Below are 16613 nucleotides of genomic sequence, written 5' to 3' on the forward strand. Positions count from 1 at the left end.
TATCTTACACTTTTATTATGGCATCCGGTGAAAAGGAAAGAAATGATCGGGAATTAAGATCATGAACTTTCGTTAATCAATAACTTCGCTCTGAATCACGACTTTACCGATCTGTGGATGCCAATAATTTGCTGTATTCTGTTTGTACACGATTTTCAAGAACTGTGTACCTGCCGCTACATTACCGCTATATGTCACTTTCTTCCAATCGGTTGCCGCCACGGTTTTCACAGGTGAAATTAATGTGTAAGTCACGTTATCCAATGAACTATACAATTCGAAATCCACCGAAGCCTCGAAAGGCCAGAACCACGTATCGATCGTATAGCTTTTCATATCCATTTCCGGCGCAGCTTTATAGACAATCCATTCATCTGTATTCGTATTTCTCTTTAACCTTGAAGTGTCCCCGCCGAACTTCACAACATTCGCAGTGTCGAAGCTCAACTTGCCGGAATTTTCATGCATTTTGCTAAAGTTATACACATCGTCAGTCACTGTCGCACTTGTAGGTGTTGGAACTTTACTCGTCAGGGTGACTTTGCCAATCTGCGCATTCCAACTATTCGCTGAGTGCTGCTTATAGATGATTTTCATATACTGTGTTCCTCTTGGCAATGTCCCGCTGTAAGTCACTTTGTTCCAACTGCCCGTGACGGTAGCCTTGACAGGCGTATAAACCGAGTAGGTCACATTATCCGGCGATACAGCAAATTGAAAATCAGTGGAGGTCTCATAAGGCCAGAACCAAGTATCGACACTGAAATTGCGCAGCTCCATCTCAGCTTCCGCTTTGTAAACGACATATTCGTCTGTGTTTGTGAGCCTTACTAAGCGCGTAGCATCGTCACCGAATGCCGAGGGATTCGATCCGCCAATACTCAGATTAGTACTGTGTGCAAACATCTTGGTGTAATCGTACACATTGTCAACAACCGTAATGCTCGTAGGTGCAGGTGCTTTACTCGTCAATGTGACTTCGGCTAGCTGCGGGTTCCATACATTGCTCGTATTGTGTGTGTACACAATTTTGAGATACTGCGTTCCAGTCGGCAGCGTTCCACTGTAGTTTATTTCTTTCCAGCCACTGCTGCCCGCCAATTTAGTTGGAGCAAACGCCGTATAGGTGACATTATCCGGTGAGCTGTAAAACGCAAAGTCCGAAACAGCTTCATTCGCCCAGAACCATGCCTTTGCTGCAAATTCGGTAATATCTTTGTTCGGCAATGCTTTATAAATGATATATTCATTCGTGTTTTTGGTTCTAATTAACCGTGAGGTATCACCATTAAATGCTTCGGCTTGACCGCGATCAAAACTTAAATTCGCACTGTGTGCGAAAGTTTGCGTAAAGTCATCCAACACATCCACAATGGTATCTGGAACCGGATCAACGGTATGCGTCGGTGGTGCAGTTGGTGTTGGCAAAGGCGTCGTAACGGACGTGTTAACTTGCAGTTTTATTTTGTGAGATTTGCCGTCCTTTGCTTGGGTATTGACCTCAAACTTTATCGTAGGACTAAGTTGTAAAACAGTGATGCTAGCGTCTTTTTCAATAACAGATAACCCTGCTTTATGAATTTCATACGTAACCTTAGCTTGCAAGTGCGTAGGATCTGAAACAGCAACATCTAGGACACTGCCTTGATCCTTTAACATAATTGAAGAAGGATTCGATGCCGTGAGATAACCAAACGTACTTGGTGACCAGAAATTAGCCCCTAGAATTCCCTGTGTTTTCTCCTTCACCGCTTGCACGTTCGTATTGTTAACCAGGAGTTCAATATTAGGGTTCGTGCTGTAACTAGCGGTTTCCGAAGCTGTTTTATTCGGCAGTAAGACGTAGGCGTAATCCTGATAGAATGGATTATTCCCATGATCCAACCAAAGCGTCAAATAATTTTTACTTAACACAGTCGTAGGACCACCTTTATTGAGCTGTGACCAGCTGCCTTGCGAGACATTTCTAGTCCCCTTTAAGGAAGTGGGCTGCGGGAAATAGTAACCGCCAGTTCCCTCCAGATACGCATAAGAAACATTGCTCATCGTTTCTGTCCACTCTAATCCTGAGGGTTTCGTTACACCATTCACAACTAGCTGCTCATCCCCTTTGACTTTTTTCGTCGCATGCAGAGGATCTAGTACTGGCCCTGCATCTTCTGGGGCATACACTTGAATTTCGGAGACATAGTTGGATAGATCAGCATCATTTCCATGGAAAATGAATTTGACGTATCTTGCGGTTGTATCCACGACATCATAGGCTGTAATCTCCGATGATAGTACTGTGTTTTGGCCGCTGTAAATAGGTGTCCATGTCGTGCCATCCACGGATGTTTGGATCTCAAAGGCATAATGCTTCTCTGTACCTTGCTCGAAACTTATTCCTACGTGTCCTATTGCTGTACTACTGCCTAAGTCAACTTGCAGCCACTTACCGTCTCCGGTCGCCGACCAGAACGTCCGGATATCGTTGTCATTCACGTAGGCAGTATTGCTTGATCCTGAGCTCCCCGTTACAGCACTCACATTCAACGGAGACACAGAAGGGAGGATTAGTAGATTGCCCGCCGTACATGGGGCATAAATTTGTACTTCCGTGATACTGTTCCACGGCCCCGTTGAGTTCTGATGACCGATGATTTTGACATATCTGCCTTGGGTATCTGGAAAATCAACGATTTGAAGTTGCGCATCGCTGACGATACTGGAAGTCCCATTAAAGACTTGATCCCATATTTGACCATCCTCGGAAACCAAGACTTCATAATTAGTCGTTCTTGCAGATTGAAGCATAAAGCTTATTCCCAAATATCCAATGGATTGTATTTTACCAAGGTCATATTGAATCCATTGTCCATCGCCACTGGATGACCATCTCGTACCAAAGTTATTGTCAAACGTATTTTCCGGTAGATTACCATCGTTCACGCTGTCTGTAACAGCATAAACTTTATGACGCAAGGGTTCGCTTCCAATGGGTGTTGATGGAGGTGACGCCGGATCGATTCCTTGTGTAACTTGTGTCTTCGTGAGCATTCTATTTTCAACGGTTGTCTCGATTGATCTGTTGTCCGTGCTCGTTATTCCTGTCCCAAGCGCAACCACTTCATCGTCAAACATAAACCAGGATTTCTTGGCTTTTAACGTACTTCCATACCCTTTCAAGTCCATGCCAGCTGTTGCAAATTGACCTTGTAATTCTGTACCCCCTGCCCATGTTTTGGGACTCAGATACCCTGCTCCTTCCTCATCCGCTCTCGGCATCGTATCAACCGTCGTTCCCGGGAGTCTGTACTTATTCACGGTCGGCCAGTAATCGGTAAACTGAAGTGGATCCTTGTTATACAGATACGTCATGCCAACGCCTGTGTACCAGCCCTTCAAATTCTCACCATTGGTCGCTTCATAAGTACCAATGCGATGCGATGACATACTGACACCGAATCCAAACCCTGGACGAATATGTACCACCTGATCCATGCCAGCATAGACCTTGGTTTGCACCTTTTCTTCTCTAGGCACAATGCTGCTATCGCTCATAATCGCCTTGGCTATGACCGTCGTACTTAAGTTAGTATCTTTGTAGAAATTAAATTGGGTGTCGGCTCCAATCCATGCTTTCACCATCGCTTTCATTCGCTGTGCATCCACCGTAGGAGCACTTTGAGCTAAGCGGATAATCGAGGCTATCACATTATGTCCAATAACATGATCTTGTTCATAATTTCGAGAAATGGCTCTTCCTCTCGTCATATCCATCATGGCACCGTTATAAATGAGTGGCTCATAGGAATCATAAATCCACTTATATACATTAGCTGTACCTGCATACGTTGGCTGCCATGGCGAGCCATTGAGCAACAACAGCAAATTAGCCAGTTCTTGCAGCAGACTTACACCATAGCCCCCCGTGTAAGCGTAAACATTATGTTGGATAAATGATCCATCCGTATAGAAGCCATCCCCCGAAGTCACATAATCAAACACCGGATTTAACGCATCTCTTGCTGATGTCAGCTTTGTCGTGGATTTTAAAATCACACCCCGTAAAGCAACCACTTGGCATTTCCAAACTAAATTTGCCCCTGTAGGCACATATTGCCCGTTATTGACCTTATTCGGATCAGGGGAATTTTTTTCAATCCCCATCATGTAATTGGTTATTTTTTCTGGCGTTGAGATGAGATCCTCATACATGAGTACAACAATATCATTAATATGCAAAGGGGTACCGATCTCCCAGTCCCACCAATTCCCGTAGGCTGATTTCGTTTCATTATATCGATTGGTGTACATCCAATCCATGGCATCAATAATGTCAGCCCTTAGATCCTGATTCCCGTATAAACTGGAACCAACCGTGCTATAAGCAAGCGCCATCATCTTAATTCGGAGGTAGCTCCCTGTAATATGAGAGGAATCGTCCGTTTTGTTTAAATCACTCCATAAGTACGTCCGATTCGATGTCTTTATCAACGTACTCCAGTTGGTTTGACTTACACTGTTCAGCTTGACAGCAATGTCTGGATCTGAGGTGTCAAAGGTTGTTCCTCCTGTTAAGAAGCTCTTCCACCTGATTCTCATCGTATCATAATCATCATTTGTCGCATGCACTTGTGTTGCTCCTAGCAATCCTACAAACGCAAAGACTACAACCATCAATAATAAAAACACCTTCCATCCACTTCGTCTTACTAACATTCACCAACCACCATCTTTCCCTAGAATAGAAACGGGTTCGTTTCCCCATCATTATTCCACCAGCAGCTAGTTATTGGATATGATCCTTTATGAAGATCATGAACTTCCATTAACAATTGTGGGATAAAATGAGGAAAACCCGTACCATGAAGGTACGAGCCCCTAGCTTTATGTCCCACTAACTTAAATTTGAATCCCTTTAAGCGCCAATTCTTCACGCAAAACATTCGCCATAATATCGTAACCGAGCACATGCGGGTGAAGCCCATCGTCTGCAAGCCCATCGCGTAACTGGATACCATCTTCTGTGACCATCCTCGCATGGTAATCGACATAGATGGCCCCTTGTTCGTTAGCTATTTGTTGAAGTTGTTCGTTTACAAAGCGAATACTCGTGTTTCGTATCGTATTGTTTGCCGAATGCGGCATATTCGTTGGCAGAATGGAACAGATGACCGGTGTAATCTCGTGTTCTTTCGCCTTTACTACCATTTCCTGAATATTATCAACAAGTGCTGGCATGATTTGCTCCGCTGTTCTCCTATGCTCCGCTATAGCGCCATCCAGCGCCCAGAAATTGTTCACGCCAATTTTGATCACCACAACCTTGGGTTTCAATTGAATCACATCAGCATCAAATCTTCTTAACACATGGCTGCTAATATCCCCACCAATCCCTCGATTTACAATAAAACGACCGCCGCGACCAAAATAAGCATTCAGCTCCCACATATGCGTGATCGAATCGCCGATAAACACAAAATCAACGGGTACTTTGTGCGCAATCAAGACCTCGTTACCTAAATCAAATTCACCTCTGCGGCTATCCGCTGCAGCAGCCATAGCAAAAAAACCTGGTTTTACGATGGACTCACGTTTTGTTGTCATGTTTCATTTCCCTTCTGATTGAATTCGGAGTGACATCGAGTAAGGCAGATGCTTATTTTCTACCTGCATCTCTTGCGGTGTGTCCGACATACCAAATTGAATCAAAGCACCTTCCATAAGCTGATCGTGTGTAAAAAACAAAGGCTGATGCGGCTCATTGTTCATCTGTACGCTTTGCACATAAGGATGGTCAGCTGCGTTATGCTCGGCTTCTATTACAATCTGTTTGCCGCCCTCCAAATGGATGGTCATACGCCCGAACATCGGACTCCCTATCACATATTCAGGTACCCCTGGACATAACGGATACATCCCCATGCAGGCAAAAATATACCAAGCACACAGGCTCCCATTGTCTTCATCACCGGGTAAGCCATCAGGTGCAGAACTAAACAGCTCCTTTGCTGTTTTTCTGACCCAGAATTGCGTCCCAGCTGGTGACCCAGCCGCCGCAAACAAATAAGGAATATGAAAACTAGGCTGATTGCTAATCGCAAATTGTCCGAAGTTAATCGAAGCCATTTCCGACATTTCATGGATTTCAAAACCGTAGCTGCCCACCTTGAATACGGGTAAAGTGGTCATTAATTCGTTCATGCGAGCTAAGAAGACATCTTTTCCTCCCATCGACTCGGCTAATCCAACAATATCGTGTTGAACAGCCCAACTGCACTGCCAGGCACTGCCTTCACAATAGGCACCACCCCACTCGATCGGATCGAATTCTTCAACCCAGTCGCCATCGGCCTTCTTCCCCCTCATAAAACCTACCGTAGGGTCCAGTAATTTGGCGTAATTCGTTGCCCTATTCATCAGCAGCGTGTAATCCTCGGTTTTCCCGAGACTTTTGGCAAGCTGAGCAATACAGAAATCGCCATATACATAATCCAACGTATTGCTGACACTCTCGTGAAACTGATCCGCTGGCAAATATCCATGCGCTTGGTAAGCACGAACGCCTTTCCTGCCAAGATGAGGATCATCCGCCGCTCGACAGGCATGCTTTAGCAATCCTTCATAAGCCGACTGTACATCGAATCCTTCAATCCCTTTTACAAAAGCATCTGCAAAAACCGCATCAATCAACGTCCCCGGCATTGCACTTCGTTCTCCAGGGGAAGACCACTTTGGCATCCAGCCGCCTTCCTTATAGGCGTTAACGTAAGATTGTAAGATTTCGCCTAAACGAGAGGGACATAGCAGACTAAACAAAGGATATGAGGTCCGATACGTATCCCAAAATCCATTATCACAGTACATCGGTCCCTGAACGATTTGGCCGTTATATGGACTGTAATGCACCTTTTTCCCTTGATCGGTAAACTCATGCCACGTCCGGGGAAACAAGCAAACTCGGTACAAACAAGTATAAAACGTGCTTAATTTGTCCTCATCTTGATCCTCCACCTGTATGCGATTCAACGTCTCTTCCCACGCCTGCGTTGCTTCCGCTCTAACCAAGTCGAATGATTTTGAGCCTATTTCCTGTGTAAGGTTGGTTATCGCTTGTTCGATACTAATAAAAGAAGTGCCCATACGAAGATTAACTTCACCTGATTGCGGTACGTTCAATCCAATAAAAGCACCTATCCGATTCCCTGCTTCATGTAAGCTTGTAGATGCATTAAAATCCTGATCAAAAACACCACATGCTTGCACATCCAAATCACAATCAACATCAATCACAACATACATCGCATAATTCTCAGGAACGCCGCCCGAATTCGCACGAGTATACCCTGTTAGCCTTCTTCTTGCAGGGTCAATGGTTATGGACGATTCTCCAGCAAATGGCGCCACCAAAACTCTCGCTTCTTGTGTAGCCTCAAAAGTCATTCGCATACTTGCACAACGTTCTGTCGGGCTCAGTTCCAATAACGCATTATAACGCTGCAGCTTTACACGGAAATAATCGGGCTTGATAGACATATCCTCGCTACGGAATGAGGACGACCGTTTCGTGGCGGATACGATAAGTGGGCCCGTTTGCGGCAGAATGGTTAAATGGCCGTAATCTTCAATCCATGGGCTTGGTTGGTGCGTCAGCCGAATACCTTCAAAATGGCGATGGGATGGGTGGAAAAACCAGCCTTTTCCTGCTTCATCCGTCTGGGGACTCCATGCCGCCATACCGAATGGTCGTGCAACGAGAGGCAGTGTATTTCCATTGGAGAATCGAAATGTAGAAGCTGTCCCCTGTAATGGATTCACATATTGCAAAACATTCATAATCGTAACAACCTTCCTTTTGGATATTTTCTTCATTGTAATCAGTACGTCATCTCACTACTTATCAAAATTATGAAAAATATCTCATTTTTTAAGATTTTAGATTATGATAGGGATAACCGATTCTCTTCTAAGGCGTGTGATGACATGATTCCTTTTAACTTACCTGGAGACCCCGAACTGCATAATTCCTTTCCTTTTACCTTTAAAATTCACAAGCTAACCGCCGATGTCCCGCCGCATACACATAATTTCGTTGAATACACCTATTGTTTTTACGGCAGTGGAACAGAAATTATCAATGGGATTGAGCGAGCTATTGGGCCGGGCACGTTCACCCTCTTACTTCCGCATCAAGTGCATCAAATCCGAATAACACGAGGTCAGGAGCTGCATTTATATATTGGGGCTATCGGGCTGCAAGCTATTTATGGTTCCGATGACATTGCTGCCTCTTTCAGTGACATCCTGCTTCGTGCGGGTACGGAAGGAGATCCTTCCTACCAATTGGCGGATGAACTTACCAGGCAGCTTCTTCCTATATTCGAGAGGATGCATGAGGAAATCCTTAGCAATAGACCCTTGAGTCAGCTCATGTTCAAAACGAAATTAACCGAAGCCTTAATCTTATTGGAGCGAAGCTGTTTCGCCAAGAGAGACAATGATACCTATAACCCCCCTAATAAAAAGGGGAAAATGTGGGAGATCATTCTCTATGTCTATCAACATTTCCGCGATGATATTAAACTGGAAACGTTGGCAGAGCGCTTCTATTTAAGCGTTCCGCATATCAGCACTTCATTCAAATCAAGCATCGGGGAGAATTTCCATATTTTCCTTGAGAAAATAAGAATATCACACGCGTGCAGCCTGCTCATTTCCGGCAATGAGCCCGTAACCTCCGTCTGCTTCGAAGTTGGTTTTACCTCCTATGCCACCTTTTCGCGCGTATTTAAAGAGCGGCTTACTATGACGCCATCTGCATACAGGAAACTTAATAGTGGTTCACAGGTTACGAATTAAAAAAAGTCCCCTTAATCATAAGGGGACCACCTTCTTCAAACAGCTTGCAATTTGTATTTCCTACTCAAATAATCTAAAAATCACAACGGCACCTTGAGCTCTTGTTGCCAAGGATGTTGGTGCGAAATTGCCATTGTCCATCCCTTCAATGATGCCGGCTTGTTGCATACTAGCAACTGCTTCCAAAGCATAGCTACGAATTGATGCTTGATCTGTAAATGTAGTTAACGTATTCTTTGTCGCTGAATGAGCATTCATCACCTGCATCGTCCTGTACACCATGACAGCCATATCCTGGCGACTGATTCTGTCGTTAACACCGAATAAGGTAGATGATTGACCATTTACGATTCCTAGCTTCTGCGCGCTTGCAATTGAGCTGTAATACCAGGAACTGGGTTGAACATCTGCCAGAGTTGTAGTCGCAGTAGGATCTTTCAAATCGAAGGCGTTAACCAACATCGTAATAAACTCCGCCCGCGTCACCTGATTCTCCGGATTAAACTGGGAATTCCCTACTCCCTGAACAATGCCTCTTGCCGCTAGCGCTTCAATCGCGTCACTCGCCCATTTTACACCCGCAAGATCATGGAAACTCACTTCTGTATAAGCTGCCAAATATCTACTGAAGTGCTTGGCTTTAAATGCAACCATTCCAGTTGCAGGATCATATTTACCATTCTTAATGACCTCTAGCTTGCCTTCGTCTGTCAAATAATAAACGACAATTTTGTTGGGATTCTCACCTGGCACTAAGGTATATGGTAGTTCCACCTTAACCTCATTGCCATTAAAATTCGTTACTTGCTTGCCATTCACCATTAAGCTAAAATCATAAACCGCTGCAGAGGAGCCAATCTCTTCCAACATTTCACTAACATTAGGAGTACCTCCAAAATGATCTGTTATTGTTTATCATGTAATCGGTTGCAGATATTGCGAATCCCCCCCCTGACTACGCTCGCAATGATTCGTGTTACTGCTTAACAAAAGATTAGCATACATAGGCATGAACTTTTTTAAGGTATTTCTGCTGTTTTTTAATACCGTTATGAATTGAAGAAACTATAGAATAAACACACCTACAGTTCTAAAAAGATATAAGCTAACTGTTCAAATAGAACGGTTAGCTTTCCCTTTTACCATCATTTGCTTGTCACTGAAACAAGCTCACGTTGCACATCTATTTCTAATTCTACATCCCCAGTAGAAATGAGAAGTGTATCCTCAGCGAGTTTCGTTACTTTCAAACTCTTCTGTCCTCTTTCTTTTGGATGCAGAATTGTTAGGAAGCCTTCTCGGGCATCGGAAGTGGCACGTACATAATCCATCAGACATACGTGACCATGCTCACTCTCAAAAAATGTGGTGGAGCGCCCCTTTTCTAACTCTATTCGTTTCACATTACTGACAAAGACTGTCTCCAAATCAACATTGTAGATCCCTTCGGAATAAACACGATTACCGTTCATGTAGGAATGCTTTGCTGCAACTGGTAAATTAAACAACAACTCACCTTCAAAATCCTGAACAGTATCACGGATGATATAGAGATCATGTTCCTTTACATAAATAACTTTTCGAGTGTGAATGCCATTGCCTTCCGGATTCGCAATCTGAATAGTAATCATCTCTACATGGCTGCCAAGGCTACTGCTCACAACCTTACTTGTTCTGGGAACATCCACCCACCCGCGCTCTAAACTATACGTTCCTGCAGACAGATTAATTGATCCGTTTCCGGACTTCTCCTGTATGGTCTTCTGGGTTGCGAACTGCATGCAAGCATGCGAATAGGAACTGATATGCCAACTGGTGCTGCTGTCGAAATACCCTTCAATGCCGGAATCCATCACGAGCGGAATACTGTTTTTATATAAAATAAACGAGCCTTGATCCAGATGTCCGTGAGCGATCGGTTCAGGACTCGACATGATCGCAAAATAACTTTGATTGGCGCTCCCAAAATCTCTCCTGAATACATAAATTCCTGCATTCTTATAATGAAGGGTTGAATCTAAGGTAATGGATCCAGAAGCCTGGTAAGAATCACCTTTACCCAGAATATTATCGAGGGCAATACCTTCACCCCAGAACTTCTTGAACGGCTTACCTGCCATGCGCCACGAATGATACATACGATCCGCTAATGCTTTATCAACCTTTTCGACATCTCCTATATACGTTCCGTAGCTTCCGAATTCTGTTCCCCCGCTTAAGGCATGATCTCCGAACGGCGGTGTTCCGATGTGTCCATCAAAAAAGGCATACCCCGGTGTCTGTACATGAATGCTGAAATCAAACATACGGGCGAGCGGTGTCGTCTCGAACCAATTTTCCCCAATGGCATGATCCAGCACTCTCGCAAAACCGGCAAACCGCTCCAAAGCCGCATGATGGTAACGGATTGACTCCGGCCACGAAGAATCTGGATTAACGTTTAACTCCAGTTGAGATTTCAAGACCATATAGGCATTATAGAACCATGCTTTTCGATTCGGGAAATCGTCCAGCACCAACATCATATAGGCCGTCCCCGCACACATATCCGTTTGCCAATTGCCGCTGCCATGCTGGGCATCTAGTGGAGAAAGCTCAGTACGATCCCTTAAATCGAGCATATAAGGGAGCAAATATGCGATCATGGCATAGAAACGTTCTTTCTCTGAAACGGTAAACACATGTGCTTCTTTAATAAAGGAATACGTTACGGCTACACTACATAGTACTCTTCCACCTTGAACGGCCCCGTAAGAATCACTGCCATCAGGACGTGAATTACAGGCTAACCAATGCTCTGCCCCTTGACAGAAATCGTTCAACGTATATAAGATTTCATTCTTTGCTTTGAAGGCATACGACATATCTTGTGTCAATGCGTACTGAATAGCGTCACACTGCATCGTTAACAGAAAGCAGGAATTAGACAACGAGGATTTCCGATTAAAATCATAATCAAACACGTCCAAGACCTGATCGGTCTCGTCTTTGAACGTAATAACCGTTTTTAACCCCTTTTTCAGCTTCCCATCAATCTTGGCAGCGAAGGTCAACGTGTATGCTAAGCCGCCAGTTATCGGAATATCCTTGTCGTACGACCATCCCCCCTCATCCTCAGGTGTAGGATTACAGATATAAATGGCATGCTTGGTGGTATCTTCTTTATACGTGAATTGCGTTTGTGAAGACGGATTAGCCGTAGCTACTTCCCCTTTGGCTCCTCCGCCGCAGAATGGATACTCTCCCTCCCACTTAAGTATTGGGGTGCCACGAAGGATATCACTCTGCCAGTGAAACGGCATATCATCGCCTTCATCGAATCCGCCATTCTCAATCGTCAAGCTGCCTCCTTGCGCGGAAAGGATGTTCACATTGTCGATCCAGACATGGCCGAGTCCCTCCTGTTCATTCTCTTGGGCAGGGAGAATAAAGGAAAGCGCCGCTTTCACTGCTCCATCCGGTGCTCGGAAGTTGACGATTTTATCTGTGGAGCTCCAGATATAGAAGTGCTTATTCATTTCCTCATAATCAGCATCTTCTTTCATGACTAAATCAAGTGCCTTTTCAATGTAATCCAAACTGTATGTGTTTGCGATATTAACGATCTGCTCATATTGTTTTTGAATCCGTGCATCGGATTGGGCCATTTCCTTTACTTTCTTCAAACCCTCATGCGTTAGGTAAAGGGTGGAAACCGTATCAACATCCGTGCGTAGTACTCGCGAGAAACGAACCTCTTTACTCCTATTAAAAACATGCACAACAGCCTTTGCTAAAGGCTCAACTGAGCTAGTAATACCCGCTTTGACTGTGAGCAATTTCTGAATTGCAGCTTTCAACTTACCTGCTGAATCGGCATCGAATTGTCCAATTTCTGTGCCAATCGTCGAAGTGGCTAACAACTCCTCCGCTTTGCTAATGGCTAAGTCAGCTAAGTTCTGTAACGTTTCGAGATCTTTGTTCAACATATCCTGCGCTTTAAACCATGCTAGAGCAGGCTCCAAGCCATACTCATGATAAACTTTGCCGTCCATATTGTAGGTAGGGGCCATTGTAAAACGCTTTGTCGTAAATAAAACAGCTTCCTCTTCTCTAGGTTTGTAGAATTCACGGTTTCTGATGAAAGGAACACGGTATTCCCCATTCAATGCTAGAACTGCATCCTTAACCATTGCGGTTAACGCCAGTTTGGCACCCTCGGTAAAATACTCTCCCTTCTTTTTTAATAAGTATTCGGCACTATCAACGAGCGATTGCAAGCGAGCTGTATGTTCTGTTTTTTCTCCCATTGTGCATCATCTCCTGTATATCATACATATTGCTGTGCCTTATCTGCCTAAAGCGAGTTCTTCCCGAATGATTCGACCGTCTTTGGATTCCACGATTCGGACGGATACATCTTCAGCCTCGATATGGTTAACGGTTAGTACTTGTGTTCTTCCGTCCTTCAGCTGTACCTCCACTGTGCGGTCATCAACAGCCTTCACAGATACAACCATCGCTTGCGATTCATAGGGCTCGACAACCGTAATAAACCTGCCGATTTGCCCTTCTGTTCGGACTGCATACGTAATACGGCGTTGATCTTCGTCACCAGGAAACGCGTCGGCGCCGATAAGCCCTACAAAACGTACAGCCCCCATCCCAGACACATCTAAACAAATGGTTCCTTCCCTGTCATGATCGATAGGACTCGTCGGAATGGCATTCGCATATGCATTTCCAACAATTGTTACCCTTCCGCCTTCGTAATCTTTGCCGATGCCAAAGCCAAGATCGATATTCTCATACATCAAGGGTAGCTCGGATAACGGTTTTCTGCTTCCGTCTGTTCGGACTAAATAAGCATCTCCCCAGAAAAGCCCCTGTTTGGTTCGTTGCGGATACTTCTGCTCGTTATAGATGGGGTGATTGTTTACTTTTAACGTTATCGTCTTTGCTCCTTGCAGATCGATATCGCATTTCCCTTCCCCCAGCAACCATGCCCCGAACTCGCCCTGTGCCTGAACTTCGCCGTCAACTTCCACTTCGTATGCGAATGGGATTGTAATACCATGATGCTCCGCTGCTCTCCCCGTAATTTGAACGGATTGCCGTGGCCAAGCGGTATGGACGTCCATTTTCAATACGCCTGGGCTATTATGTGCCGTGCGATTTCCGCGCATATCTTCTCCCTCGCCGTACACAGTCTCAAAGCTGGCGACGCTAGAGCCAGAGACTTCATACCAATGGCAATCGGTAATAAACTGAGCGTCCGACAAAGGATTATCCGTCCATTGACTCGTATGCTTTGTATAATTGATTTCAGCACCTTTTATCGCTTTAAATCCTTTGATTTGGAATAAGCTATCATACTGATGCTCAATTTCTCCTTTTATATAATCAAACAAAACCAAATAGTCATCCGTAACGGCCATCACTCTTCGTTGTAAGATCGGCTCCGTGAAATCAGATAAAGCGCCATATGGCGGTGCATCCTTTACTTCAGGCAGCCAACTTGCATTCATTTGACATCGATCTGCTAATGTTTCATTGTCGTTATAAACCATGCCGCCGTATGGCGGATAGGACCAACGTGACTCAGTTTCGATTGCCGTAGCCTGAATCGCTTGACCGCTGTAGAACATCAGGCGTTTGGAGTCGCTTGGCACTTGCATTTTTCCGTCGACAACAACCATGTTCTTGGTCATCGAATTTTGCACATAAAACTTATACATAAAATGTCCATAGCCCCACCAAACATGTTCGGGATTAAAAAAGCTGCGTCCGTGACGCATAATGGATAGCACTTCTGTGCGATCAAAATGCCCGTGTGCATAGCCATGTGAACCATAGCGTACGACCGCTTGGATTTGATCTTTTTGCTCTCGGTTTTCCGTCTGACTTCTTAACATGGCGATACCTACGTTATCTGAAAATGCGTTTTTCTTCGTATACGTTGACGCATACTCTGGAAGCTCGACATGCCCGAATATCGGATCCGCTTGTTCAAAACGATGAATAACCGCGATGTATTCCGGATCCTGATAATACTGATAGGCCAAGTCGAACGTAGACCCGAAATGGACGCCATTCAGCTTCTTCTCATCGGAATCGCTGATGCCGAATAACACGCCTCGATCATCGAGAAACGGAATGACGGCATCGAACAAATCTTTGATACAAACGTAGCTTTTACGATTGCCGCCCCATTTCTTGTTGTACATACCGAATCTTATTTCCGCTTCTTGGCCGCCATAAGTACTGTTAACTTCGTCGTTGAACGGAATTCTGAAATGCGTGTGCAGCAGGTTATATCCGAACGGAAGTAACGCATGCGCAGTATGGATATACATGGACGAGACCCAAGTGTTATACCCTACGGAACATTCATGCCACCATCCATCATTAAACAAACCGTATTTCAATTGATCGATCGAGCCTCCAGCGCCGTAAACAAAGCGTAATGCTCTTTCCATATCTTGAATCGCTAATGCACAATACAAAGCACCTGTAATTTCGGATAAGAGCCAATTGGAAATATGACCTCTCTGGAGATGATGATCCAGGATGTCCATGTAGATTCGAAACGATTTTTCAATGCCACGATGGTCTCCCTCGGTTAGCACACCCGAATCATGGATGATATCGTATGGAATCGCTAGATGCTGGAAAAAGTGCCCCTCCTGCACATAGCTTTGGCTGCAGCCCTTCTTCTTTTTCGGATATCCGTTATCTTCATCAATGAAATAACGCAAGAATTTCGCCACTTTTTCCGCATACTTCAATTCCTTGGTTAATGCGTAAGCATATGCGGCCGACATAATCCCGTATTCTTCACTTGTTTCATAGCAGTAGTCTCGCTCATCTACAGGCAGAGGCGGAGTCACCTCCCACCGATCAGCAACTCCGATGATATTGTCATACCCTGGTTGAAAAGTTGCATGGGTATCCACCTTCATCTTTACAGCTTTCCATTGTTCTTCATTATGATAAATGTAGGGATGCTGCAAACTACGCATTGTTTTTAATACTAAATCAACGGCGCCGACACTATCTCCGCCTGCGATAAAACGGAGTACCGTCGTCTCATGCCCCCCAGGCACCATGCGTTCATGTACGTGAACCGTCGCTGTAACTTCCTGTTTTGCATTAGGCCCAAGTATGAATCGCGAAGGTGTGATGATCGGCAGTAGGGACTCCCAGCCTTCAAACACCTGCTTGACGGTAACGCTTTGCTTAACCTCCGTGCAATTATGAATGGTCATCGTATAGACGACTTCATCACCGATCTCACCAGATTTGCCCCGCACATCGCTTTCTACATAGATTTTCTGACCTCTTCGAAGTTCCGCCCGAATAAGTTCAGCTTCTCCGCGTAACTCAAAACGTTTGAGAAAGCGCCAAATATTCCGTTTACATGTCTCCATCTCAAAATCAGACAACTTTATGGAGACTCGATGCTCTCCCGCTCCTGCCAGCCAGACTGTTGCGGAAACAGATCGATCGTCGATAAACCCTGCTTTAACAATGACTTCAGTCTCTTCACCTGCTGTATGCACGACAAGCTCTAAGCCATGCCAGCCCATGATATCCAGCGCCGCATCATTTCCTCTTTCAAAACCAATTGGATACCAACCAACGGACCCATCTAGGGTTGGAAATTCCAGTTTTAAGCTCTCTTTCAGCTGAAACCCATAATCGCCGTTGAAGCCTGCCTGATGCCACTCTTCTAACATATTTATTCGATTTGCCATCCGATTCACTCCTTTTCACTTCTAAAAGCATGA

General features: G+C 44.7%; 7 protein-coding genes. 1 reads left to right on the top strand and 6 read right to left on the bottom strand.

The features are described 5' to 3' along the window. Window positions 1–72: 72 nt before the first annotated feature. The 3 genes from L6I86_RS09880 to L6I86_RS09890 all read right to left on the bottom strand — a co-directional run bounded on the left by L6I86_RS09880 (window position 73) and on the right by L6I86_RS09890 (window position 7857). Window positions 73–4704 carry a polysaccharide lyase family 8 super-sandwich domain-containing protein gene (locus L6I86_RS09880; protein ID WP_236286681.1) on the bottom strand — a complete coding sequence of 1544 codons (4632 nt, stop codon included), beginning with the start codon at window positions 4702–4704 and terminating at the stop codon, window positions 73–75. Window positions 4705–4887: 183 nt separating this feature from the next. After that, complete coding sequence (locus L6I86_RS09885; protein WP_236286682.1) at window positions 4888–5592, bottom strand: GDSL-type esterase/lipase family protein; 705 nt, start codon at window positions 5590–5592, stop codon at window positions 4888–4890. A 3-nt stretch (window positions 5593–5595) separates the two neighbouring features. After that, window positions 5596–7857 carry a GH92 family glycosyl hydrolase gene (locus L6I86_RS09890; protein WP_276574828.1) on the bottom strand — a complete coding sequence of 754 codons (2262 nt, stop codon included), beginning with the start codon at window positions 7855–7857 and terminating at the stop codon, window positions 5596–5598. Between the two features lie 111 nt (window positions 7858–7968). Here L6I86_RS09890 and L6I86_RS09895 point away from each other — a divergent pair, with 111 nt between their 5' ends. Next, window positions 7969–8844 carry an AraC family transcriptional regulator gene (locus tag L6I86_RS09895; protein WP_236286684.1) on the top strand — a complete coding sequence of 292 codons (876 nt, stop codon included), beginning with the start codon at window positions 7969–7971 and terminating at the stop codon, window positions 8842–8844. A 60-nt stretch (window positions 8845–8904) separates the two neighbouring features. Here L6I86_RS09895 and L6I86_RS09900 read toward each other — a convergent pair whose 3' ends face one another. The 3 genes from L6I86_RS09900 to L6I86_RS09910 all read right to left on the bottom strand — a co-directional run bounded on the left by L6I86_RS09900 (window position 8905) and on the right by L6I86_RS09910 (window position 16580). Beyond that, window positions 8905–9714, bottom strand: coding sequence for an S-layer homology domain-containing protein (locus tag L6I86_RS09900; protein WP_236286685.1), 810 nt, complete (start codon window positions 9712–9714; stop codon window positions 8905–8907). Between the two features lie 275 nt (window positions 9715–9989). Continuing rightward, on the bottom strand, window positions 9990–13133 hold the full coding sequence (locus tag L6I86_RS09905) for a heparinase II/III domain-containing protein (protein ID WP_236286686.1): 3144 nt from the start codon (window positions 13131–13133) through the stop codon (window positions 9990–9992). A gap of 39 nt (window positions 13134–13172) precedes the next feature. Beyond that, on the bottom strand, window positions 13173–16580 hold the full coding sequence (locus L6I86_RS09910) for a COG1470 family protein (protein ID WP_236286687.1): 3408 nt from the start codon (window positions 16578–16580) through the stop codon (window positions 13173–13175). Window positions 16581–16613: the final 33 nt, after the last annotated feature.

It is taken from the genome of Paenibacillus allorhizoplanae, assembly GCF_927798215.1.
Classification (GTDB): Bacteria; Bacillota; Bacilli; order Paenibacillales; family NBRC-103111; genus Paenibacillus_E; species Paenibacillus_E allorhizoplanae.